Raw genomic sequence first — 21708 nt, forward strand, 5'->3', positions numbered from 1 at the left:
CTTCCGGACAAACCGCCAGCGGCTTGTTTTTTGTTGGAATCAGGTGCTTTGACAAGGCACGTAATTGAGCCGATGATCGAACCGTTATGGCAAGAACTGCAGAAATCACACGTGAGACCGCCGAGACCCAGATTCGCCTCAGCGTGAATTTGGACGGCACAGGGAAGAACGAGATTTCCACTGGGATCGGTTTCTTCGATCACATGTTGGATCTGCTTTCGCGTCATTCGTTGATCGATTTGGTGGTCGAGGCCAAGGGTGATCTCGAGGTGGATTTGCACCACACGGTGGAAGACACCGGGATCGTGCTGGGACAAGCCATCCGCAAGGCGCTTGGTGATAAAGCGGGCATTCGTCGTTACGGCTGGAGCTACCTGCCGATGGATGAAACCTTGGCACGCGTGGTCGTGGATCTGGGTGGGCGTCCATTCCAGGTATTCGAATTGCCACAGGGCCAGCAGATTGATCCGATCAATGGTAACTTTCCGATGACCTTGGTGGAGGAGTTCTTCCGCGCTGTGTCGTTCAATCTGGGAGCGAACGTGCACAGCACCGTGCTTTACGGGCGTGACGCGCACCACATGGCTGAGGCGATCTTCAAAGGTTTTGCCAAGTGTCTCTACCAGGCTGTGGCTGTTGACCCTCGTATCGAGGGTGTGATGTCGACCAAGGAAACCATCTAACCGAAGTCTGACCGATGACTGGAATTATCGATTACGGTGCAGGCAATCTGTTGAGCGTTGCCAATGCAGTGCGCTCGCTGGGAGTGGAGTCCAAGATTGTGGCGGCTCCAGAGGATTTCGACGGGGTGACCCGCTTGATCCTTCCAGGGGTTGGGTCCTTCGGCGATTGCGTGGAGAACCTTAAGCGTCAGCAGTTGTGGCAGCCGATCAAACAGTGGCTCGCCGATGGAAAGCCGTACTTTGGTATCTGTCTTGGATACCAGGTTTTGTTTGAGTCGAGCGAAGAGACGCCAGGTGTGGAAGGGCTCGGGCATTTTGCCGGGCAGGTGGTGGAGTTTTCTCCTGAAGCTGGTGACAAGATTCCACATATGGGGTGGAATGAAGTCTCGCTGGTGGATCCGGCGGCTGCAATGTGGAACGGGCTCGCCGACCGCACCCACGTCTACTTTGTTCATTCATTCTTCCCGCGTCCGGCGGACGGGTCGATTGTGGCGTGCCGCACCGACTATGCGGGTGAGTCCTTTGCCGCCGCTGTGATGAGCGGGGCCGTGTGGGCGACTCAGTTCCACCCGGAGCGCAGCCAAGCGGCTGGCTTGCAGTTGATGAAGAATTTCATCGACGCGAACTAACTGACTCTATTGTCTCTCCGTGGGATCTACGGGATCCGGCGGGGATTGATTCAAGGCTCCAGAGCTCGGGGAAGGGAAGTATACGTGCCGCCGTTCCTTCAGAGTGACCAATTTTCTTGCCATCCGGCTTAGCAATCCCAAGTTTTATATTCGTTATGGACCCTACATCGACGCTTCAAGAATTCCTCGTTTTCATGCTTAACAACCTTGTCGACTATCCAGATGAGGTGGAGATCTCGTCGGAGGAGATCGATGGCGGGCGTCAGTTTGTGGTGAAGCTGAATGATGACGATGTAGGGCGCGTGATTGGTCGCAATGGCTTCACCATTAGCGCGCTGCGCAGCATGTTTGATGCCGCTGGCGAAAAGCACGGGATGCGTGTGCGTCTGAAGGTGTTTGGCTTCAGTGAAGTGGAGTAACACCATTTAACCTGTCGCCTTGGCTCACTCGAAGAGACTCTCCGCCAATCCGCCAACTTGACTGTTCAATTGGTATAGGCGTCAGGATCGCATCGTTGTTGATCCGAGGTTGATTGCGGTGGGAATCCGCATCACAGTGCCGGCATGATCCGATTGGGAGTTGTTGGAGTTGGCGGCATTGGCCGGAACCACGCGCGTATTCTTGCCGAGCTTGATGATGTCGAGGTTGGTGGGATTTACGACGCGGACCAGGAGCGCTGCAAAGCGGTGGCCGCCGAGTTTGGCGTGCCTGCGTTGGATTCGCTTGAAGCGTTGATCGAGTCGGTCGATGCGGCGAGCGTTGCGACCCCGACAATTTACCATCGTGAGGTGGGTGAGGCCCTGCTCAATGCGGGCAAACACGTGCTGATTGAAAAGCCGATTGCACCGACACTCGACGACTCACGCGCCTTGGTCGATCTGGCCAAAGAGAAAAATCTGATCCTTCAGGTGGGGCACATCGAGCGCTTCAACCCGGTGATGGGAGAACTTGAGCGCAAGCTGAGCGATGCCAAGTTCATCGAGGCGCACCGCTTGTCGCCATTCCCTAACCGAAGTGTGGATATCGGAGTGATCCTCGATTTGATGATCCACGATATTGAGATTGTACTCCACTTGGTGAAGTCGCCAGTGGTTAGCATCGATGCAGTGGGCGTTCCTGTCTTGACCCAGCGTGAGGATATCGCCAACGCACGCCTTCGCTTTGAGAATGGGTGTGTGGCGAACATTACCGCGAGCCGGATCAGCCCAGAGCGTCTGCGTAAGATCCGCGTGTTCCAAGGGGACGGCTATTTGTCGCTCGACTACCAGGCACAGGCAGGTGAGATCTATTCCAAGGACGGAATGGAGATCACGCGCGAGTCGGTGGCGGTTGAGAAAGACGAGCCTCTGAAGCTGGAGTTGGCGCACTTTGCGGATTGTGCGCGTCACGGGCGCCAGCCAAAAGTGACCGGCCAGGAAGGAATGGCAGCGCTTGATCTCGCGTTGGAGATTACCGAAATGGTGCAGAACGGCGGCGGGCAGCGGATTCTGCAGGCGTAGCGAGGTGTGTTTGTGTCATTGTCGGGCGGTCGCTCTCAGGCTGCCGGCTGTGGTTGATCGAATCGTTTTATGGCATCGCCTCTGAAAGTCTATTTGCTAGTTGGTGAGCGCAGTGGGGACACTCACGGCGCTGATCTCGTGCATGCGCTGCAAAAGCGGGTTCCGGACGTGGAGATCCGTGGTATGGGTGGGCCCAAGTTGGTAGATGCGGTCGGTGGCGACGGCATTGAGGATTGGGTTGAGGAGGCGGGAGTAGTCGGCTTGGCCGAGGTACTTAAAAAGTACGGCTACTTCAAGGCGAAGATGAGCCAGGTTGTGGACGATGTGATGGCTTGGCAGCCCGACGTGGTGGTGCCGGTTGACTACCCGGGTTTCAACCTGCGGTTGGCAAAGGCACTGCGGAAACGCGGCTTTGACGGCAAGATCGTTTATTACATCAGCCCACAGGTTTGGGCGTGGAACCAGGGACGTATCCCCAAAATGGCGAAGATGCTCGACCGCATGTTGTGCATCTTCCCGTTCGAGAAGGCGCTGTACGAGAAGTCCGGATTGGCAACGGATTTTGTGGGGCATCCACTGGTGGACAAGTTGGAGGAGATCGCGGCTGCGCCGGTCGAGAGAGACGAGCGCATGCTAGGGCTCTTTCCAGGAAGCCGGATGCGTGAAGTCGATGCTTTGTTCGGCGACATGGTTGGAGCGGTCGAGCGGATGCGTAAAAAGCTGGAGCGCGATGATTGGCGCGTGGTGGCTGCCGCAGCATCCGAAAAAGTGGCTGCGCCAATGCGCGCGATTGTCAGTGAGCGTGGGTTGCAGGACTTGATTGACGTGCAAGTGGGGACGTCGCGCGAGCTCATGCAGCGCTCGACGCTTGGCGCGGTGGCGTCTGGTACGGCGACGCTTGAGGCGGCGGTGTTTGGGATGCCTTATTGTTTGGTCTACCGGGTCGCTCCTTTGACCTTCCTTGCTGCGAAGCTTTTGATGAAGGTGCCGTATCTTGGGATTGTGAACATATTGGCCGATCGGCAGATCGTAGCCGAGTTGTTACAAGGCGACCTGTCCGCCGATTCACTGGCGGGGTGGTTTGAAGAAATGGTCGATCAGCCGCAAAAACGTGAGGAACTGCAGCGTGAACTGCGCGCTGTGATCGATAAGCTCGGGACGGGCGGTGCCGCCGAGCGCGCGGCCGATGCGATCGTTGCAGAATCCTAATCAAGCGAAGAGATATGAGTGAGAATTCATCTGATAACGGAGCGAAGCCGGTTAAAGCGGGATGGTTGATGAAGTTCTTGGTCGGCGGTTTGCCGTTCGGGCTTTTCATCGGGGTCGTGGTGGCGACCTTGTTATACGTGCGCAACGAAGGCACAGAGGGGACGGCTACCGGCGAAGTGACCGGGGTGGGCTACACTCGGGATATGACGGTGAGTTCGTTGCAGGACCGTTACGAAAAGTTTGAGTACCGCGTTGGTCGACGCAATTTCCAGGATGCCGATGGGATCGATGGAGTGGCGAACGCGGCAGCCCTCGTGCGGGGGAGTTTGAGCCGCACGAACATGGGCTTCAGCAAGGTCGATCGGCTGGATAAAATGCGCGGCGAGCGGGAGTTCTCTGCATTTTGGGTAGATGTGGTCGGTATGCGCAACCCATCCGAAATTATTGAGATTCGCGTGCCTTATGACCAGCCGGTGGATGAGCGCAGCGATGTGCGCATCTCGTCGCTGTCGCTGGCGGTGGCGCTTGAAGTTGCCAATGCGGTAACGGGGACTGAAAACCGTCGGACAATTCGTTTTGCCTTTGTTCCCGATGGCTTTGACGGCGGGCCGGTTGCAGTAGCTTACGACGCCATTTACCAGAACCGTCAGCTGCGCGTGATCGCGGGCTTCGAAGTGGAGAAGCGTGACGACTTGAACCCGACCACCTTGAGTTTGGCGGATGGATCGCTTGATTGGTCGGCGGTGCTTGAGGTAGCAAAGGCGTTGAAGGCGGATGTTTTGGATGCCGCGAACCGTTAATTTTAAAAATATTTTGAGTGCGAACAACATGGCGGATATCGCCAAGCAGTTTCAGGAAAGGGTTGAGTCCGCAGGTGCGGCCGCTCCTCAATCTCCGTTGATTGAGACGATTCGCAGCTGGTTGGAGTCTGCTGGAGTGGTGGAGAACCTGGATCGCTGGTCCCATCTCGGAGCGCTGTCTGCGATTTTGTTGATTGCCGTGGTGGCGCACTTTATCGGGCGGGTCGTGGTTTTGCGCTTGGTGAAGGCATTTGCGATCAAGTCGCCGGGTGGCTGGGACGATGAAATGTTCAAAGCTGGGGTATTTCGCTGGCTGGTGCATTTGTTGCCTGCGGTGATTATCCAGCGGATGTCGGCCAATGTGGATTTCCGTTGGGGTGCGGTGGAAGGTGCACTGGATATTGCTGTGCAGCTTTACATCGTGGTGATCTCATTAATGGCTGTGCTCGCCGTTTTGCGCGGTGCGCATGCGATCATCCGGAGCTACAAGCGCTTCCGCAATGTACCGCTGCGGGGGGTGTTCCAGATTCTTGGGGTTCTGTGCTCCGTGGCGGCTCTTATCATTGCCTTGGGAATCGTGTTAGATCGCTCGCCGACGGTGCTGCTCTCCGGTTTGGGTGCGGCCACGGCGATTATCATGTTGGTTTTCAAGGATTCCCTGCTTGGTTTTACCGCGGGGATCCAGCTCGCGGGGAACCGGATGGTTTCTGTCGGCGATTGGATTGAGATGCCGAAGTACGGCGCGGACGGTAACGTGCTCGATGTCGCGTTGACCTCGGTGAAAGTGCAGAACTGGGACAAGACGATCACCACCGTTCCGACCTACGCGTTGATCAGCGACGCATTCAAAAACTGGCGCGGGATGGAAGAAGCGGGCGGGCGTCGCGTGAAGCGCTCGCTTTATCTCGATATGGGAACCATCGCGATGGCGACACGCGAGGATGTCGAGCGGTTCCGCAAAGTGCACCTGATCAAAGATTACATCGGGCGCAAGGAGAAGGAGATCGGTGAGTGGAATGAGAGGCTTGGCATTGGTCCTGATGACATGTTGGTCAATGGCCGCCGAATCACCAATGTCGGAACCTTCCGGGCTTATGCGAAAGCGTATCTGGAGAACCATCCGCAGGTGAACCTGGAGATGACGTTGATTGTGCGTCAGCTCCAGCCGACAGATCTTGGCTTGCCGATCGAGCTCTATTTCTTCATCAAGGACAAGCGCTGGGCGCACTTCGAGGACATTCAGTCTGATGTGTTTGACCATCTGCTAGCGGTGGCCCCGGAGTTCGGTCTGCGTGTGTTCCAGCGTCCGTCTGGCGGCGACCTGCGTAATGCGGTGGGCGGCCGTGAGATGGGTGTCGCTTGATACTCTAGCATCCGATTCCGATGGAAAACTTCAAACTGGTCCTGCCCGAGCACCTCAACCATTTGGGGAAATTGTTTGGTGGCCAGTTGTTGCGCTGGGTGGATGAGTCCGCCTACATTGCCGCGCGGATGGAGTATCCGGGCTGCAATTTTGTGACGATTGGCCTGAGCCAGGTCGAGTTCCGGCAGCAAGTGGTTGCCGGTGCGGTGCTACGCTTTGTGGTGACCAAGGTTAAACAGGGGAACACATCAGTGTGTTATGAGGTTGACGTGAATGAGATCGACGACTGTCATGCGAAGTCGGTTTTCGCCACCACGGTGACCTTTGTGAATATTGGTCCGGATGGCAACAAGGTGCCAGTGGTTTGAGGCGGTGATCCCATCCCCTTTAGACCGTCCCTTCGGGACGCTTCATTCTTGGACTCAGTTCCGGAGGTTGAAACCTCCGGCTAGCCGGCGAAACTGTCGCTTCGCGACGACTTTGATCACCTGGGTGTACCAGCGAGCGACGATATCCGTTACGAGCGCTCAATCCCCATCGGGTCCGCCGAGGTGACTGTTCAATTGGTATTACCTTGCGTGGCTGCCTTGCGCTGGGTGAATGAAAATACGAGGAAGCCGAGGCCGACGAGGAGCATTGGGACCGAGTAGAACTGTCCGCGGGTGAGGCCCATGATGAGCTCGGCATCGGGTACGCGGAAGTGTTCCACGATGATCCGGAAGATGGCGTAGCAGATGAAAAAGAGCGAGGTCAGTAGGCCATTCGGGGCGTTGCGCCAGATCACGCGCACCGCGAAGAGAATACCGAAAAGCACCAGTCCTTCCAGCGCGCCTTCGTAGAGTTGGGATGGGTGGCGCGGGGTGAGGAACTCGCCGACCGCTTGGCGGAAGGCGTCGTTGGTGTGCATTTGGTCGAGAAAGGCCGGGATGTCGATCCGGCGATCCGGAGTGAAGATCTGCGGCGCCATGCTGTTGGCTACGTCAAAGATGCCGCGTGTGGCGACCGGACCAAGTTCGCCGTTGATGAACTCAGCCGGAAACTTGACCGCCCAGCTGACGGTGGTCGGGTGGCCGTAAAGTTCGCCATTGATGAAGTTGGCGATCCGGCCGAAGAGAATTCCGATCGGCGCGACGACGACCAGATTATCGCCGAGGGCTGTCCACGAGATGTTTTTCATCCGGCTGTAGACGAAGGTGAAGATCATCAAGCCGATGACGCCGCCGTGGCTCGCCATGCCGCCATCCCATACTTTGAAAATGCCGAGCGGGTCCTCTGTGAGGATGTCGGGGCGGTAGAAAAGTACGTAGCCGATGCGACCGCCGAGCATCACGCCAAACAAAGCGGCACCGAAAATGAAGTCGCCGACCTGGCTCTGCTCGAGTGGGCCGATCTTGCGCTTCGCCATCCACACCATCAGGAGATAGGCGCAGAAGAAGCCGGCAACGTAGGCCAGGCCGTACCACTTCGGTCCGAACGTGTCGGTGATCTTGAAAATCTCCGGCTGCAGGTTGTGGATGTAGTGGGCGAGGGGCAATGCGGTCATCGCTGCGAAAGTGGAGCGAGATGGTGACGAGTGCGAGGACAAAATGATGATTGGCGGTGGCTCCCCAAGGTGCGCGTTTGATTCGCGTCCCTTGAAAAGCGCACCGCCAATCGATGAGCTGAGCTTTGTCTGAACTACTATTTGATCTCGGTAGTCACTGACTGTGAGGTGGTCGATGGGATGATCATTGGTGGGCCTTCACCCATAGGGTTCGGGATTGTGGTGTTCATCTTCATGTCCATTTCGTAGCTCTTCGGGTAGTCGTTCTTCATGTCCCAGACGATGGCACCCTCGAAAAGAGAAACTTCAATCTTCATATCGGCGAGCGCGGCCGCGGCTTCGGGAACCTCCGCGGCGGCTTCTTTCATTGCCTCTCCGAGATCCATGTCCATGGTCCCGACGAACGAGATCACCGCGCACGGAATGCCGTCGAGTTCGGTGGTGCCTTCGAGCTTGTAGGTTCCGTTGATTGTGCCCTGGCCCATGGCCCCGCCTGGCATTGCCTGTTCGAAGTCCCAAGTGTCGCCGGCTTTCACAGGCTTGCCTGGGAGCAGACCGCTCACATCAAAGCCGTTGACTTGGTTCATGGTGTCCTTGTTGATGACTGTGGTGCCCATGGCCCCCATGTCCTTGAGCATTTCATCAAGCCCCGTGACTTCGACAACTTCGTGGTTTTCGTCCACGACCACGGTGAACGGCTTGTTCACCATTTTGAGCATAGGGGCGAACATAGGGTTGGCTTCGTCCGGAACATCGCTATCGAACTCGATGACGGTGCCCATGACCTCTGTACGCATGGCGACGCGGGTGAACGAGGTCTCCAACTGCTGGTTCTTCGAATCATCGACATCAGAGACCTTCATCTGCGTGGTCATGTCCATGGTCATGCGCTGGTCCATGACCTGTTCGCCCATTGGGACGCTCGTGTTTGAGCGCATGCTGGAGAGCATGGTGTAGGTCTTGCCGGATTGGTATTTGAGCTCCAGTTCGATGGGCTCGTGATCCTTGTTGATCTGCGGGGTGGCGACGACGGCCGGAGCGGTCAGTGTGAGCGCCAGCGCGGTGGCTAGCGAGGTGGTCGATTTCATGCGATGTTGTTAATCGATGACCGTGCCATCGGACAAGAATGAAGATGGCAAATTGGAAAGATCCGCAGCGCTGAGGTGGAGTATTTCATTAACCAACCTGAACTAAAATGCACGGATTCACGCTTGTTCGGGAAAATTCCGTTTGCGAACACCGCATCGGTCGCCTAAGTTCGCGCTCCCGTATGCCTGGTGTGCTGATGGTTGAATCTGTCGCAGTTCACGCGAAGGTGAAGGGATCAGAAGCTTTTACCACGGAGAGAACCATGAAAGAGAACATTCACCCAAACTACGTCGATACGACCATCACCTGCTCGTGCGGTGCGGTTTACAACACCCGCTCGACCTCGAAAGACATCAAGATCGGCATCTGCGCCGCATGCCACCCGTTCTACACCGGTGAGCAGCGTCTTGTGGACACCGCAGGCCGCGTGGACAAGTTCGCCAAGCGTTACGGTGCATCTTCGCTCCGCCGCTCGAAGCCGAAGCTTTCCGCAAAATAATTCCTTTTGCATTGCGGCCATGCGCCGTATTGCCAGATTCAATGGCGGCGCGGGATCTGATTCCCGCGCCGCCATTCTTGTTTCCCCCTGGTGGAGCAGGCTGCTATGTTCCACCGAGCCTTCAATTTGTCTGACCCTGTAGATTCCCATGGATTTTGCTCCACTAGTTGAAAAACGCCGATCCCGCTTGTCTGAACTCGAGGCCGCCATGGGTGAGCCTGATTTCTTCGATGATCAGCGCAAGGCAACCGAAATGACCCGCGAGCACACGCGAATCAAGGAGTTGCTGAGCATGTGGGACGAGCAGACCGAGGTGCAGAAGCAGATCGCGGAGAACCGTGAGCTACTGAGCGAAGATGACCCGGAAATCGTCGAGATGGCGGAGATGGAGATTCCTGAGCTTGAAAAGCGCCTGGAGCAACTGGAGTCGAACATTCAGTACTCGCTGTTGCCGCGCGACCCGACCGAAGATCGCGACGCGATTTTCGAGATCCGTGCCGGTACCGGTGGTGACGAGGCGTCGCTTTTCGCGGGGGACTTGTTGCGGATGTACCAGCGTCATGCGGAAACCCGTGGCTGGAAATTCGAGACGCTGGAGAGCGCGCCGTCGGATGTGGGTGGCTTCAAGGAAGTGACTGTGAAGATTTCCGGCGAGGAAGTGTTCCGCTACCTGAAATACGAGAGCGGCGTGCACCGTGTGCAGCGCGTGCCGAACACGGAGACGCAGGGACGAATCCACACATCCACCGCAACTGTGGCAGTGATGCCTGAGGCGGAGGACGTGGACGTTCAACTCAAGCCGGAAGACCTGCGAATTGAGGTCTGTCGTGCGGGTGGTGCTGGTGGTCAGCACGTGAACCGAACCGAATCCGCAGTGCAGGTCTTCCACTTGCCGACCGGTGTGATGGTGCGTTGTGAAGACGGCCGCAGCCAGACCAAGAACAAAGAGAAGGCATTGATGATTCTGCGCTCCAAATTGCTCGAGCGTCAGCAGCAAGAGCAGGCAGCGGAATACTCCGAGAAACGTCGTAACTTGATCGGTAGCGGCGGCCGCGAGGAGAAGATCCGTACCTACAATTTCCCGCAGAACCGGATCACCGATCACCGTATCGGCTTGACCGTGTACAACCTGGATCAGGTGCTGGAAGGGCAGATCAACGAACTGACTGAGAACCTTCAGGCCGCGGAGATTGCGGATCGACTCGAGGAACTTGAGGCGAACGCGTAAATTCCAACCACTTCGGGTGACCCTGTGAAGTCAGTTCTCGAGACAATTCAATCCGGCACACAGTACCTTGAGGCGCGCGATGTGCCCGAGGCGCGGTTGTCGATGGAGCACATGCTGGCCTCCGTGCTGGAGTGCAAACGGTTGGACCTCTATATGATGTTCGACCGTCCGCTCGGCGAGGCCGAGTTGGCGCCATTGCGTGAGATGCTGAAGCGTCGGGGCAAGCGTGAGCCACTCCAGCACGTGCTGGGGACGGTGGACTTTCTTGGATATGAGTTCGCCAGCGATGCCCGCGGTCTCGTTGCACGACCTGAAACGGAGGAGTTGGTAGAAGAGGGACTGAAGCTGGCACGTGGGTTTGATGGTCCGTTGCGTGTGCTGGATGTGGGAACCGGGAGCGGTGTGATCGGCTTGACCATGGCGCTTGAGCTCGGTGACCGCTTGGAGCGCTCGGTGATGGTCGACCTGTCCATTGATGCGCGATCGCTGGCGGCGGAGAACTACGCGCGACACGAACTCGACGGTGAGCGTGTGATTATCGGTGAGTCCGACTTGGTATCCGGTGCGGTGGTGGCGGAGCACGCTCCGTATCACGTAATTCTGGCGAATTTGCCTTACATTCCATCCGGCGAGATTCCTGGGTTGGATGCGGAAGTTCAGTTCGACCCGAAGATGGCGCTTGATGGTGGTGACGACGGATTGGATCTTGTGCGTCGATTGCTAACTGATGCCCGCAAGCATCTCGTGGCAGGCGGCTGGATCGGCCTCGAATTGGGTATCGGTCAGACCGAGTCGGTCGTAGCATTTGCTGAATCGCAAGGTTACCTCGATGTGCGAGCTGAAGAGGATATGGCGGGGATCGCCAGGTTTGTCTACGCTCGCATGTCAGAGTGAATCTCTGGGCGGATCTGATTGCCAATAGGGGCGATCTTGTATTTTACTAATCTACTCTCTCTTTATTTTTTCGCGTGATGGTTGCCTGCTGATAGGAACTCACGCACTCCCCAGTATTTCGACTATGGATAAATTTTTTGTACGCGGCGGAAGTGAATTGAATGGCACGGTGAATGTGAGCGGATCGAAGAATTCCTCGCTTCCAATTCTGGCGGCAACACTCCTAACCGATGAGCCATGCATCATCCGCCGGGTGCCTGACGTGTCCGACGCGAACTACATGGTGCAGATTTTGCAGAACCTGGGCGCGCACGTGGAGCGCTCGAGCGGGATTGTCCGAGTCGAGGCTGAGAAGATCCACCCGAATGCTCCGTACGATTTGGTGCGCCGAATGCGTGCGTCGATCTGCGTGATGGGACCGTTGGTTGCGCGCCTCGGTCAGGCTTCGGTGTCGCTACCAGGCGGGTGTGTTATCGGCGACCGTCCGGTGGACTTGCACTTGCGCGGTTTGAAGGGAATTGGAGCGAAGGTCGAGGTCGAGGGTGGCAACATGTTGATCGATGCAAGCGAGGGTTTGGTAGGCGACCGGGTTAACCTGCGCGGCAAGCACGGCCCAACCGTTCTGGGCACCGACAACCTGATGATGGCGGCAGTGCTCGCCAAGGGAACGACCGTGATCGAAGGCGCTGCAGCCGAGCCGGAAGTGGCGGATCTGGCCGATTTCCTCAACAAAATGGGTGCCAAGATTGAGGGTGCCGGCACGACGACAATTGTAATCGAAGGTGTGGAGAAACTCCACGGTGCAGAGCACACTGTGATTCCCGACCGGATTGAGGCGGGGACTTATATGGTTGCGGGCGCGTTGGCTGGAGGCAAGGTCACGGTGAACCGTGCCAATGCCGAGCACCTGGGGGCTGTGATTGATGTGCTGCGTGAATGCGGGCACGGAGTGGAAGTCGATGGCGAGCGCATCACCGTGACGCGCAACCCGAATGGTACCGGAGCGGATATTACCACTGCGCCATACCCGGGCTTCCCAACCGACATGCAGGCGCAGATGAGTGCGTTGTTTGCGATTACTCCGGGGCTCTCGGTGGTGACGGACACCATCTTTCCCGAGCGCTTCATGCACATTGCCGAGATGGCGCGCATGGGCGGCGATTTCAAGAAGGGGAATGGCAACGTGGTGATCAAAGGCGTCGGTGCCGATGGTTTGAGTGCGGCGCCGGTGATGGCGTCTGACTTGCGTGCCTCGGCGGCACTGGTGCTGGCAGCGTTGGCTGCAGACGGAGAAACCGAGATCAACCGTGTGTACCATATCGACCGCGGCTACGAACACATCGATGAAAAGCTGCAGACGCTTGGCGCGCAGATTCATCGCGTTCGGGTTTAGATCCTGAACGTGTGAGCATTCCGCACAATGTGATCCTTGCTGCGGATTGCAATTGACTCGTTAGTATAGATCTTTTCTGATGCGACTTCGGGCTGCCTAACTGCAGCCTGGAGTCGCTATGAAAGTTCTTCTCTATGGATTGATTGCACTGCTGTGCAGTCATGCGATGGCGCATGACGGGGCGTGGAATGGCAAGCGCTGGGAGCGCGAGCGCTTGTTTGCCGGTGTTGCCGCTGGTGATCCGGATGCGTTGGCGGAATGGGCGTATTGCTCGAGGAAGGTGCTACTCGGCATTGCCTTCGACGACCAGTTGATCTACTCACGAGCCAAGGAGGCTGCGGACAAGGGATCTTTGTTTGGGAGAAGTCTCGTAGGGGTCTGTTATTACGATGGAATTGCGGTTGATTGTGACTATGATTTCGCGTTTGAGGTTCTAAGTGATGCCGCATCGCAGGGGTGCGCTTAAGGTGCTGCCCGGCTTGCATTGGCCTACTCCCATGGCCAGGGGTGCATGTCAGATCCTGAGATGGCACACGAGGTGATCATGTTGGACGTGGGGCCGGAAGCGAGGCTGAGACGGGCTGTGCTCTCCTCCATTCATCATAAACGTAGCTCGCAGTTCTTCAGTCTTCTGCAAACGACGGACTGTTGGTTGGAAAGTTTTAGCAGAGACGGGGACATTAATGACGCTGCCTGTCTCTCTTACGCTGGGCGGAGGGTTGGCCGTTATTGGAGTGGGGAGCTAGACAAGCATGTGTTACAACGAGCCCGAGTTCGGGTTGCTGAGGGGGCGGTTCTAGGGCAGTGGAGAAGCATTAAGGAGGTTATGGAGGTTGGTGGTGATCCTGGGATGAAAAGGTATTTCGAACTGCTCACTCTCAGTTCAGGAATGGCTGGGCAAGGATATGCAATGACCGCACTGGCAGAAGCCGGGTCAAGGGATCCGAGCTCGTGGAGTTGGTTCGTGACGAGAAACAGCGATGTCGATGCGCTTTGGGGGCGAGCGTTCAGGAGGGCAAGTGGCACTAACGCGATGGCAAGGGTGGCTCGTGATTGGTACGACACTCGGAAGCCCGTTTCACCGAGGCGTGAATATGCTGCACAGTTGTTGCGGCAGGCAATCAATCGTGACGATGGAGACGGCCACGGTGAGTTTGGGTATTGCCTTTTGTATGTTCATTGCTTTCATCAGCACAACCCGGTCGAACTCGACAAAGAACGTGGCATTGCACACTTAATCTATGATTCCGCGACCTCGCCTTACTGCGAGTACCTCTTGGCATGGTATTTTTTTCGAGGCGGCATAGACGATCGTTGTTTTGATCTTGTTCGTGCAATGGCACTAACCCGGGCGACGGTGAATCGAAAGGGGCATGGTAAAGATCGAGAGGTGTTAGCAAGGTGGATCAAGAAATTTGATCAAATGTTAAGTGCCGAGCAAAAGCAGGAGGTCGAGGATTTGCTTAAGCGCGGGTATCCTCGTAGTGATGAGTTTCGGCGACCGGCATTTGAGTTGCTGAAAAAGGTCGGCGACTTGCCCCCTAACGCGAAATTTGTATCAGCAAAGCCACTGGCAGAGGACGAGATGTGGGATCGGTAAAGGCGTTCGCGCGTGGCGTGTGGTTTCGTTGTCGATTTGTGCGCGTCACCTTGTGTAACAGATTGTCATTGACGGTTCTGGGTGGATTATCTCTGATGTGATCTCGAGTCGCCTAACTGCGGCTTATATTTGCTATGAAATGGTTTCTTTATGGGGTGATTGCGCTGCTGTGTAGTCATGCGATGGCGCATGACGGCGCGTGGAATGGCAAGCGCTGGGAGCGTGAACGCTTGTTTGCTGGTGTGGCCGAGGGTGATCCGGATGCACTGGCGGAATGGGCGTATTGCTCGAGCAAGGTGTTGCTTGGCATTGCGTACGACGAGCAGTTGATCTACTCACGTGCCAAGGAGGCCGCTGAGAGAGGTTCGCTGTTTGGTCGAAGCCTGGTGGGGATGTGCTATCAAAATGGAATCGCTGTTGAGATCGATTATGAGTTCTCGGCGCGTGTTCTCAATGAAACCATGGATCAAGGCTGTGGTTATGCAGCTGGATGGGTCGGGTTCTTGTTTAGCAAAGGTCGCGGCGTGATGCGGGATTTTGACCAAGTCTACGAAATAGCAATGACCAGGGTTCCCGAGTATGCGCGGTTGCGAGAAACACTGCTTGCCAGCGTCCAGGATGATTCCACTTCATCGTTCTTTAGTCCTGCGTGTACCACCGACAGGTGGATGGAAAGCTTCGGCAGAACCGGAGATGTCAATGATGCGCTGTGCTCGCTTTATGCTGATGCTTACAGCACTCGGTACTACCCAGGTGGAATCAAGCTGGGCGTGAAGGATCGTATGGGCGTGCGGATGTGGGATGCCGCAATGCTTGGTCACATTGTTTCAGTGAACCAAGTGGCCTGGACTCGGATTAATGCGGGTGGGCATCGGTACGGATCCTTATTGGCTTTGAATGCCGGCACTGCGGGGCAAAAGGAAGCTCTGCGCAATTTGGCTGTGGTTTCCTCCAGACCTTACAGCCGACTCGATGACCGCTCTCGTGAAGTTCTATTCATCACGAGTGAGGAGAGTGGTGACGATCTTTGGGAACGTGCATGTCGCGCTGGGTTTGTGGACTCTTACTACACTGGGAACATTGCTCAGAAGTTGTACGATCTTCATATCCCCAAGTCACCGCGGCGTGATTATGCGACTCAGTTGATGAAGCGCATGATTAATCGGGGCGATCCTGAGGGACATCGCAACCTTGGCTACTGTTTGATGTATGTGCACGGATGGCACCGCTATCATCCGGTGGAGCTTAACAAGAAGCGCGGAATTGCGCATTTGATTTATGGGAGCGCAGAGAGTCACGATTGCGAGTGCACGTTGGCGTGGTGTTATTTCAAGGGCGGGATCAACGATCGCTTTCTTGACCGTGTCCGCGGTGTGGCGTTGGCGCGGGCGACGATCAACCGACGCGGTCATGGGGGATGTGAGACTAAGCTGCGCCAGTGGATTAAAGACGAAGGCGCGAAGCTAAGTGCCGAGGAGAAGAAACAGGTCGAGGACTTGCTGAAGCGTGGGTTTCCACGCAGCGACGAGTTCCGGCGTCCGGCATTTGAGTTGTTAAAAGAGGTCGGAGATTTGCCTCCGAACGCAAAGTTTGTTTCAGCGAAACCTTTAAGAGAGGACGAAAAATGGGATTAAGGATGAAGTGTTTTAGTATGGTTGTTTGCGGGGCTTGCCTTCTCGCACTCGGGCACGCGAGCGAGAGCTCCGACGTTCAGCAGATTGTGCGGGGCGTGGTGAACGTGGAGGATCCATCTGTCGAGCAGCGCGAGGCATTTGCATTGGCTGTGGTACGCGATCTCGATGCTCTGAAGCTACGTCTGATCGACCTGAAACTCGGCGACGATGCCGCGCTTGCGCAATCGGCAGCGCAGCTTTTGCAGCGCTTTGATGGTGCCTGGTCGCCGGACGCCGGGGAACATCGTCTCGGCCTCAAGCTACGGTGGTGGGTCGAGCTCCACGGCGATGAATTAGTTTACACTCCACTGGTAGCGGAGGTGCAAATTGGTTCACTGGCGGAAAACAATGGCATCCGTGTAGGCGATGTCATCGAATTGGTAAACGACCTGCCACTGAAGGGGGATGTCGCCCCTCTTCGTTTTCTGACCATGGCAGCAATGTGGCCGCAGGATCGCCCGATGTATCTGTCAGTTCGACGTCAGGTCGAGGGCGGGACGGAGCGGCTCAACACAACGCCACGCGGCGATGAAACACTTTTGAAGATTAACTTTGACCAGTAATGAGGCACTCGGAATCCCCTGCGAGAGGAAAACAAGCAACGGCAGCATGTTTGCTGATATCACTGATGGCTGCGGGTTGTTCGGAGGCGCCTGACGCGGCCCCGCAAGCGGAGGCATCTGCGGATCGCGAGTCGCCTGCTGTGGTATCGCCTGAGCCATCGGTAGTAGCGCCGCGCCCTGTGGTCGCAGATGAGGAAAAATCCGAGTTTGCGCAGATTGAACGTGTGGTGCGCGCCTCGGCACAGCGTTCCGGGTATCTGGAAAAAACCGCGCCCTTGGTGAATTTGGCGCGGCTTTGCGATCGCTTCGGGTTGCGAGCTGAGGCGGATGGTTGCTGTCAGCGTCTGTGGCAGTCCGCAGTGTTGGACTCGAACGATCGCTATGCGCGTCGTCTACTGATCGGCTTCCTGTTGGAGTCGGGGAGGGAGGATCAACTTCAAGCCTGGGTGAGCGACATTGGTTCCATTCGGCGCACGATCGATGTATTGAGCGATCTTGGGGGATTGATGGAGTTTGAAGATGACGATGAAGTGAGTCCGGCAGTTCGTGTGTTTGCCAAGGCCTTGGAGTGTGCGTTGGTGGCGGAAAGCGTGCCACTGCGCGATGCGCTGGCGCGCTCGGTCCTGTGCGATGCAGCGGACAGCGGCTACTTCGTCTTTGCTCTCACGAACTTGAGTCGGATTGGCGACGACGCGACGCGTGATGTCGCGGTGACTTACGTGATTGAAGCCTGCGTGAAGGCGCATGAACAAGAGCGGATGGCACCTCCGGTGTCGTATGTGTTAGGGCAGGTCCCCGATGTTTCGGATGGTACTTTGCATCAGATTGCTAAAATTGTAGCGCAGTCCAAGAACCCGAACGACGTGGTGACGATTGCCGAGCGCATTGAGGCTTCTTACGAAAAGGCGGTCGCGCTTGTTTTGGCGGCAGAGGGGTACATCAAGCGCGGGGAAAACGAAAAGGCGGTGAAATTACTAGAGAAGGCGCATGCCTTGGCTCCATCGGGCACAGGAACCGAGCCTCTGGGATTTGAAAATGCGCTGAGCTTACGCCACGACATGGCCGAGGCCTACGGCGACGCAGGAATGGCAGCAAAAGCCGCCAAACTGAGCGATGAAATCTATACCATTGTCACCGCCGATAGCGTCTACAGTGGGATCATTGAGACCAAAGTGGTGGATGCCGTGGTCGAACATTACGTAGCGGCTGGGAAAACCGGTAAAGCGAGCGGCTTCCTCAAGCACTTCTCCAGTAACATCGATGCGTTCGGGCACACAGTGGCCTTCGGTGAGGCATTGATTGAGGCCGGTGAGAGCGATGAGGCGTTAGGCGTCTATTCCAGATGCCTCGATCTGATTGGCAAGGATTCGCCGCGTGCGGTCTATGCGAGTGGGGTGGTGCACGGTTTCGTGGCGCTCGATCGTCTCGACCTCGTGGACCAGACTCTCGAAGCTGTGGCTCCCCGCTTCCGATCGACTGCGGTGATTCGCTGTGCGGATCAGCTGCTGGAGGAGGGCGCGTTGGATCACATTGATGCGCTCACCGAGCGGCTTCCAAACATCTGCGACCGTGTGGACTTGTGGGCTCGCTTGGCGACGGCCTACCAGAAACATGACCAGCCTGAGGAGGCCCGGGGGTATTTAGAGAAAGCGCTGGTCGAAGTAGAGCAGGGGGCGTTGCAGAAGGCGGATGAGAACCTGTCAGCACTGCGTGCGATGAACGCATTGAACGAAGCGACACTGGCTGTCGGCAGCGAGACGGAACGCGCTTTGTGGCTGCGCGCCATGTACGAAATGCCCAATCAGGAGGTCTTTTGCCGTTGGTTCCTGAACGTGGCGCCCGACCTTCTGAGCGCGGGGCGTTTCGATGAGGTGGTCAATTGGTACCGCATGTTTGGTGCGGAGCGTGTGTTTAGTTACGAGTTCATGTTGCGCTCGTTGGTGAAATCGGCACTGGAGCAGGGACGTCCGGACGTGGCGCAGGAGGCTGGGATTTGGTTGATGAAGCGATCCGAGGATGTTGTGGATTCCGCGTTGTTTTTGTGCACGACCTACCTTGAGTTCGGGCAAGACCTGCCAAGTACACTTGGCGATGCGGTTTTCATGAGGATCGAGTCAAAAGCGATCGCAGTTCGTTGATAATCAGCGAAAGCGCCTTGGGCTTCTCGGTGGGTGTTGCCGGTCTTTTCCCTATTTGAGGCGATATCCCCGAGGGATTTCCAAAGGTGCGAGCTCAGGTTACATCACTGATCGGGTGATTTTGCCTCGTTGGGGATGCTTTACCGCCGGTTTTTGAGTGCTTTTAGAGGCACGCGCATCGCGTAAAAATAAATGTATGGCGTTCCTGATTAGAGGTTGATCCGTTTATGGCCCCTAGGGGACGAGGAGTCTCCGATTCCCTCCATTTATGAGGGGTTCAATTCGCTGGATGACTAGTTGACCTGCGGGCTCTGATGGCTACCGATATAGCCTCATGACTACTGAATCCCATCCTCAAGCATTCCAGGCGGAAGTCCGCCAGTTGTTGGACATCGTGGTCCACTCGCTCTACACCGATCGTGAGATCTTCATCCGTGAATTGGTGAGCAATGCGTCGGACTCGATGGAGAAACTTCAGCACGTTCAGGCGACTGAAAAAGACATCTTTGACCCGAAGGCTGAGCTCAAGGTGGACATCACCACCGACGAAGATGCCGGCACACTGACCATTCAAGACTATGGTATCGGGATGACTCACGAGGAGCTCGTGGAGAACCTCGGCACCATCGCACACTCTGGCACCAAGGCGTTCCTCGAAGCTGCAAAAGACCAAGGCAACGACGCCAGCGCGTTGATCGGCCGTTTTGGTGTGGGCTTCTACTCCGTCTTCATGGCGGCTGAGTCCGTCGAGGTGTTCACGCACTCGTGGCGTCAGGGCGAGCAGAACCTGGTGTGGAAGAGCGACGGTGTGACCGGTTACTCGATCGAAGAAGTCGACGAGCAAAACCGCGGCTGCAAACTGGTGATCAAGCTCAAGGAAGAGCACAAAGAGTTCGCCAAAGAAGAGCGCGTGAAGGGGATCCTCAAGCGCTACTCGAACTTTGTGCAGTTCCCGATTCTGGTGAACGGCACCCGTGTTAACGAAGTGGAGGCACTGTGGCTCAAGAACAAGTCGGAGATCACCGATGAGCAGTACAACGAGTTCTACAAGTTTGCCGCCAATGCGTTCGACGAGCCTCGTTACCGCATGCACTTCTCCGCTGATGCCCCATTGGCTCTGAATGCGCTCGTCTTTGCTCCGGACGACAACATGGAGCGCATGGGCTTCGGTCAGACCGAGCCAGGCGTGGCGCTTTACTGCCGCCGGGTGTTGATCGACGAAAAGCCGGAAGGCTTGCTTCCAGACTGGTTGCGTTTCCTGCGCGGTGTGATCGATTCGGCGGACCTGCCGCTGAACATTTCGCGTGAGAGCATGCAGGACAGCGCGCTGGTTAAGAAGATCGGCGACGTGGTGACCAAGCGCTTCCTCAAGCATCTCGACAAAGAGTCGACCAAGGACGCGGCGAAGTACAAAGAGTTCTACGAGCGCTTCTCCCGCTTCATCAAGGAAGGTCTGGTCACCGATTACACCCATAAGGATGCGTTGGCCAAACTGCTGCGCGCCGAGTCGTCGATGCACGATGCTGGCGAGCTCACCTCGTTGGCGGACTACGTTACCCGCATGAAGGACGGGCAGGAGGAGATTTACTACCAGAATGGCACATCTCGTGATGTGATCGAGGCTGGCCCATATGTGGAAGGTTTCAAAGCACGGGGTGTCGAGGTGCTCTACTTCTACGAGCCGATCGACGAGTACGTGCTCAACCAGCTCACCGAGTTCGACGGCAAGAAGCTGGTTTCCGTCGCACGCGCCGATGCGAAGGTTGATGACATCGATCCGACCACGGCCGACGAACGCGAAGCTTTGAGTGATGAGGATTTGAAGTCGCTCAGCGAGTGGCTCAAGGAGACTCTTGGCGACAAGGTGACCGAAGTGCGCGGAGGAAAGCGTCTCGTCAATAGTCCAGCCGCGGCCATGAGTCCGCAGGATGAAATCAGTCCGCAAATGCGCCAGATGTTCAAAGCCATGGGGCAGGATGCTCCAGAGGGCGGCAAGGTTGAGCTCGAGCTCAACCCTCGACACGATCTGGTCAAGAAGCTCAACGCGGCACGCGATGCGAAGCCAGAGCTCGCCAAGCTCCTCGGTGAGCAACTGCTCGACCAGTCCCTGCTCTCTGCTGGCTTGCTCGAAGACCAGCGCGCCCTGGTGGAGCGCGGCCTGAAGATCATGGAAGCCGCACTCGACTAAGCCGACCGGCTATCGTGTGAACGATTATCAATCCGCCCGCGCCGTGATTCCTCACGGGGCGGGCGGATTTTTTGTGGTCGAGTGGCACGATCTTCCGTGATCGCTCAATGCCGTCAGGGAAGCGGACGGGGCAAATAGCGCCCTGAGCGGACGCTAGAGCACCGCGTCGGCGGGACGTTGACGGGCGGTGTTGATATTGAAGAAGATATCGACGTAGTCGGTGACTCCGAAAGGATTGTTCATATTGGCGAGGCGCCAGTATCCGCGACGTGTGTTGGCGAGGAAACGTTGTGGGCCGCTGCGGGTGAACGGTTTCCCGTCGTTGATGTGATAGACCTTGGTCGTGATGTCGCCGACGAAGGTGAACCCAGTGGCGTCAATCTGGCTAATGCGCCCGTTGATTTTCAGAAAGTCTCCGTTGATACGGGACTGCTGACGTCCGCTGATCCAATAGGTTTTGTTAATGTTCCGGACCTCGGCAACGCCGAAGTGATCCCAACTGATCCACTGCAGGGCCATCGGTCGCTTTCCTTCGAGGGCGCGAGCGGCCTCCTTGTGGGCAACCACGGTTGGCGGCCCGCTCGGGCGGGATCCGGTGGACGAGCAGGACGCAGCGATCAGGATGAGCGCGGCACTGGCGGTAATGCGGGTGATGTGACGGAGAAGCATGTAGTGGAGGACGTGTATCGACGCTTGATTCATGAGCGTGAAGCGCAT

At 56.7% G+C, this 21708-nt stretch carries 21 protein-coding genes; 18 read left to right on the forward strand and 3 right to left on the reverse strand.

The features are described 5' to 3' along the window. Window positions 1–86: 86 nt before the first annotated feature. The 8 genes from hisB to G3M56_RS08815 all read left to right on the forward strand — a co-directional run bounded on the left by hisB (window position 87) and on the right by G3M56_RS08815 (window position 6551). A complete protein-coding gene (hisB, locus tag G3M56_RS08780; protein ID WP_164363441.1) occupies window positions 87–683 on the forward strand; it encodes an imidazoleglycerol-phosphate dehydratase HisB in 597 nt (198 codons plus the stop codon). Between the two features lie 14 nt (window positions 684–697). Beyond that, a complete protein-coding gene (hisH, locus tag G3M56_RS08785; protein WP_164363439.1) occupies window positions 698–1312 on the forward strand; it encodes an imidazole glycerol phosphate synthase subunit HisH in 615 nt (204 codons plus the stop codon). A 155-nt stretch (window positions 1313–1467) separates the two neighbouring features. Next, a complete protein-coding gene (locus tag G3M56_RS08790; RefSeq protein WP_164363437.1) occupies window positions 1468–1731 on the forward strand; it encodes a KH domain-containing protein in 264 nt (87 codons plus the stop codon). Between the two features lie 144 nt (window positions 1732–1875). Beyond that, window positions 1876–2811: a Gfo/Idh/MocA family protein gene (locus G3M56_RS08795; RefSeq protein ID WP_164363435.1), complete on the forward strand. Its 936-nt coding sequence runs from the start codon at window positions 1876–1878 to the stop codon at window positions 2809–2811. 69 nt (window positions 2812–2880) lie between these two features. Continuing rightward, window positions 2881–4020 (forward strand): lipid-A-disaccharide synthase, encoded by a 1140-nt coding sequence (gene lpxB, locus G3M56_RS08800; RefSeq protein WP_235203334.1) that lies wholly within the window; start codon window positions 2881–2883, stop codon window positions 4018–4020. Window positions 4021–4034: 14 nt separating this feature from the next. Then, on the forward strand, window positions 4035–4820 hold the full coding sequence (locus tag G3M56_RS08805) for a hypothetical protein (protein WP_164363433.1): 786 nt from the start codon (window positions 4035–4037) through the stop codon (window positions 4818–4820). Between the two features lie 13 nt (window positions 4821–4833). Next, window positions 4834–6183 carry a mechanosensitive ion channel family protein gene (locus tag G3M56_RS08810; protein ID WP_164363431.1) on the forward strand — a complete coding sequence of 450 codons (1350 nt, stop codon included), beginning with the start codon at window positions 4834–4836 and terminating at the stop codon, window positions 6181–6183. A 20-nt stretch (window positions 6184–6203) separates the two neighbouring features. Next, the gene (locus G3M56_RS08815) at window positions 6204–6551 is read left to right on the forward strand and encodes an acyl-CoA thioesterase (protein WP_164363430.1); all 348 of its coding nucleotides are present in this window, start codon (window positions 6204–6206) and stop codon (window positions 6549–6551) included. A gap of 191 nt (window positions 6552–6742) precedes the next feature. Here G3M56_RS08815 and lgt read toward each other — a convergent pair whose 3' ends face one another. Both lgt and G3M56_RS08825 read right to left on the reverse strand, forming a co-directional pair. Further along, entirely contained in the window at window positions 6743–7726 is a 984-nt protein-coding gene (gene lgt, locus G3M56_RS08820; protein WP_164363428.1) for a prolipoprotein diacylglyceryl transferase, read from the reverse strand. Window positions 7727–7863: 137 nt separating this feature from the next. Beyond that, window positions 7864–8814, reverse strand: a complete 951-nt coding sequence (locus G3M56_RS08825) for a DUF6263 family protein (protein WP_164363427.1) — start codon at window positions 8812–8814, stop codon at window positions 7864–7866. A gap of 263 nt (window positions 8815–9077) precedes the next feature. Here G3M56_RS08825 and rpmE point away from each other — a divergent pair, with 263 nt between their 5' ends. The 10 genes from rpmE (at window position 9078) to htpG (ending at window position 20991) form a co-directional block, all read left to right on the forward strand. Then, window positions 9078–9314: a 50S ribosomal protein L31 gene (gene rpmE, locus G3M56_RS08830; RefSeq protein WP_164363425.1), complete on the forward strand. Its 237-nt coding sequence runs from the start codon at window positions 9078–9080 to the stop codon at window positions 9312–9314. A gap of 148 nt (window positions 9315–9462) precedes the next feature. After that, the gene (prfA, locus tag G3M56_RS08835; protein ID WP_164363424.1) at window positions 9463–10542 is read left to right on the forward strand and encodes a peptide chain release factor 1; all 1080 of its coding nucleotides are present in this window, start codon (window positions 9463–9465) and stop codon (window positions 10540–10542) included. 24 nt (window positions 10543–10566) lie between these two features. Continuing rightward, window positions 10567–11436, forward strand: a complete 870-nt coding sequence (gene prmC / locus G3M56_RS08840; protein WP_164363422.1) for a peptide chain release factor N(5)-glutamine methyltransferase — start codon at window positions 10567–10569, stop codon at window positions 11434–11436. 124 nt (window positions 11437–11560) lie between these two features. Next, window positions 11561–12829: a UDP-N-acetylglucosamine 1-carboxyvinyltransferase gene (murA, locus tag G3M56_RS08845; RefSeq protein WP_164363421.1), complete on the forward strand. Its 1269-nt coding sequence runs from the start codon at window positions 11561–11563 to the stop codon at window positions 12827–12829. Window positions 12830–12947: 118 nt separating this feature from the next. Then, window positions 12948–13295 (forward strand): hypothetical protein, encoded by a 348-nt coding sequence (locus G3M56_RS08850; protein WP_164363420.1) that lies wholly within the window; start codon window positions 12948–12950, stop codon window positions 13293–13295. A gap of 384 nt (window positions 13296–13679) precedes the next feature. Beyond that, complete coding sequence (locus G3M56_RS08855) at window positions 13680–14429, forward strand: hypothetical protein (RefSeq protein WP_164363419.1); 750 nt, start codon at window positions 13680–13682, stop codon at window positions 14427–14429. A 134-nt stretch (window positions 14430–14563) separates the two neighbouring features. Beyond that, window positions 14564–16063, forward strand: coding sequence for an SEL1-like repeat protein (locus G3M56_RS08860; protein WP_164363418.1), 1500 nt, complete (start codon window positions 14564–14566; stop codon window positions 16061–16063). Then, on the forward strand, window positions 16054–16665 hold the full coding sequence (locus tag G3M56_RS08865) for a PDZ domain-containing protein (RefSeq protein ID WP_235203335.1): 612 nt from the start codon (window positions 16054–16056) through the stop codon (window positions 16663–16665). The genes G3M56_RS08860 and G3M56_RS08865 overlap by 10 nt, the downstream gene beginning before the upstream one ends. Beyond that, complete coding sequence (locus G3M56_RS08870) at window positions 16665–18803, forward strand: tetratricopeptide repeat protein (protein WP_235203336.1); 2139 nt, start codon at window positions 16665–16667, stop codon at window positions 18801–18803. Before G3M56_RS08865 ends, G3M56_RS08870 begins: the two co-directional genes overlap by 1 nt. A 334-nt stretch (window positions 18804–19137) precedes the next feature. After that, window positions 19138–20991, forward strand: coding sequence for a molecular chaperone HtpG (gene htpG / locus G3M56_RS08875; RefSeq protein WP_164363415.1), 1854 nt, complete (start codon window positions 19138–19140; stop codon window positions 20989–20991). Window positions 20992–21144: 153 nt separating this feature from the next. Here htpG and G3M56_RS08880 read toward each other — a convergent pair whose 3' ends face one another. Next, on the reverse strand, window positions 21145–21693 hold the full coding sequence (locus G3M56_RS08880) for a hypothetical protein (protein WP_164363414.1): 549 nt from the start codon (window positions 21691–21693) through the stop codon (window positions 21145–21147). Between the last annotated feature and the right edge of the window lie 15 nt (window positions 21694–21708).

The sequence above is a fragment of the Sulfuriroseicoccus oceanibius genome (assembly GCF_010681825.2).
Classification (GTDB): Bacteria; Verrucomicrobiota; Verrucomicrobiia; order Verrucomicrobiales; family SLCJ01; genus Sulfuriroseicoccus; species Sulfuriroseicoccus oceanibius.

Excerpts from the sequence above, each read along its gene's own strand:
- hisB (WP_164363441.1), top strand. The coding sequence starts at position 87 with ATGGCAAGAACTGCAGAAATCACACGTGAGACCGCCGAGACCCAGATT.
- hisH (WP_164363439.1), top strand. The coding sequence starts at position 698 with ATGACTGGAATTATCGATTACGGTGCAGGCAATCTGTTGAGCGTTGCC.
- G3M56_RS08790 (WP_164363437.1), top strand. The coding sequence starts at position 1,468 with ATGGACCCTACATCGACGCTTCAAGAATTCCTCGTTTTCATGCTTAAC.
- G3M56_RS08795 (WP_164363435.1), top strand. The coding sequence starts at position 1,876 with ATGATCCGATTGGGAGTTGTTGGAGTTGGCGGCATTGGCCGGAACCAC.
- lpxB (WP_235203334.1), top strand. The coding sequence starts at position 2,881 with ATGGCATCGCCTCTGAAAGTCTATTTGCTAGTTGGTGAGCGCAGTGGG.
- G3M56_RS08805 (WP_164363433.1), top strand. The coding sequence starts at position 4,035 with ATGAGTGAGAATTCATCTGATAACGGAGCGAAGCCGGTTAAAGCGGGA.
- G3M56_RS08815 (WP_164363430.1), top strand. The coding sequence starts at position 6,204 with ATGGAAAACTTCAAACTGGTCCTGCCCGAGCACCTCAACCATTTGGGG.
- lgt (WP_164363428.1), bottom strand. The coding sequence starts at position 7,726 with ATGACCGCATTGCCCCTCGCCCACTACATCCACAACCTGCAGCCGGAG.
- G3M56_RS08825 (WP_164363427.1), bottom strand. The coding sequence starts at position 8,814 with ATGAAATCGACCACCTCGCTAGCCACCGCGCTGGCGCTCACACTGACC.
- rpmE (WP_164363425.1), top strand. The coding sequence starts at position 9,078 with ATGAAAGAGAACATTCACCCAAACTACGTCGATACGACCATCACCTGC.
- prfA (WP_164363424.1), top strand. The coding sequence starts at position 9,463 with ATGGATTTTGCTCCACTAGTTGAAAAACGCCGATCCCGCTTGTCTGAA.
- murA (WP_164363421.1), top strand. The coding sequence starts at position 11,561 with ATGGATAAATTTTTTGTACGCGGCGGAAGTGAATTGAATGGCACGGTG.
- G3M56_RS08850 (WP_164363420.1), top strand. The coding sequence starts at position 12,948 with ATGAAAGTTCTTCTCTATGGATTGATTGCACTGCTGTGCAGTCATGCG.
- G3M56_RS08855 (WP_164363419.1), top strand. The coding sequence starts at position 13,680 with ATGAAAAGGTATTTCGAACTGCTCACTCTCAGTTCAGGAATGGCTGGG.
- G3M56_RS08860 (WP_164363418.1), top strand. The coding sequence starts at position 14,564 with ATGAAATGGTTTCTTTATGGGGTGATTGCGCTGCTGTGTAGTCATGCG.
- G3M56_RS08865 (WP_235203335.1), top strand. The coding sequence starts at position 16,054 with ATGGGATTAAGGATGAAGTGTTTTAGTATGGTTGTTTGCGGGGCTTGC.
- G3M56_RS08870 (WP_235203336.1), top strand. The coding sequence starts at position 16,665 with ATGAGGCACTCGGAATCCCCTGCGAGAGGAAAACAAGCAACGGCAGCA.
- htpG (WP_164363415.1), top strand. The coding sequence starts at position 19,138 with ATGACTACTGAATCCCATCCTCAAGCATTCCAGGCGGAAGTCCGCCAG.
- G3M56_RS08880 (WP_164363414.1), bottom strand. The coding sequence starts at position 21,693 with ATGAATCAAGCGTCGATACACGTCCTCCACTACATGCTTCTCCGTCAC.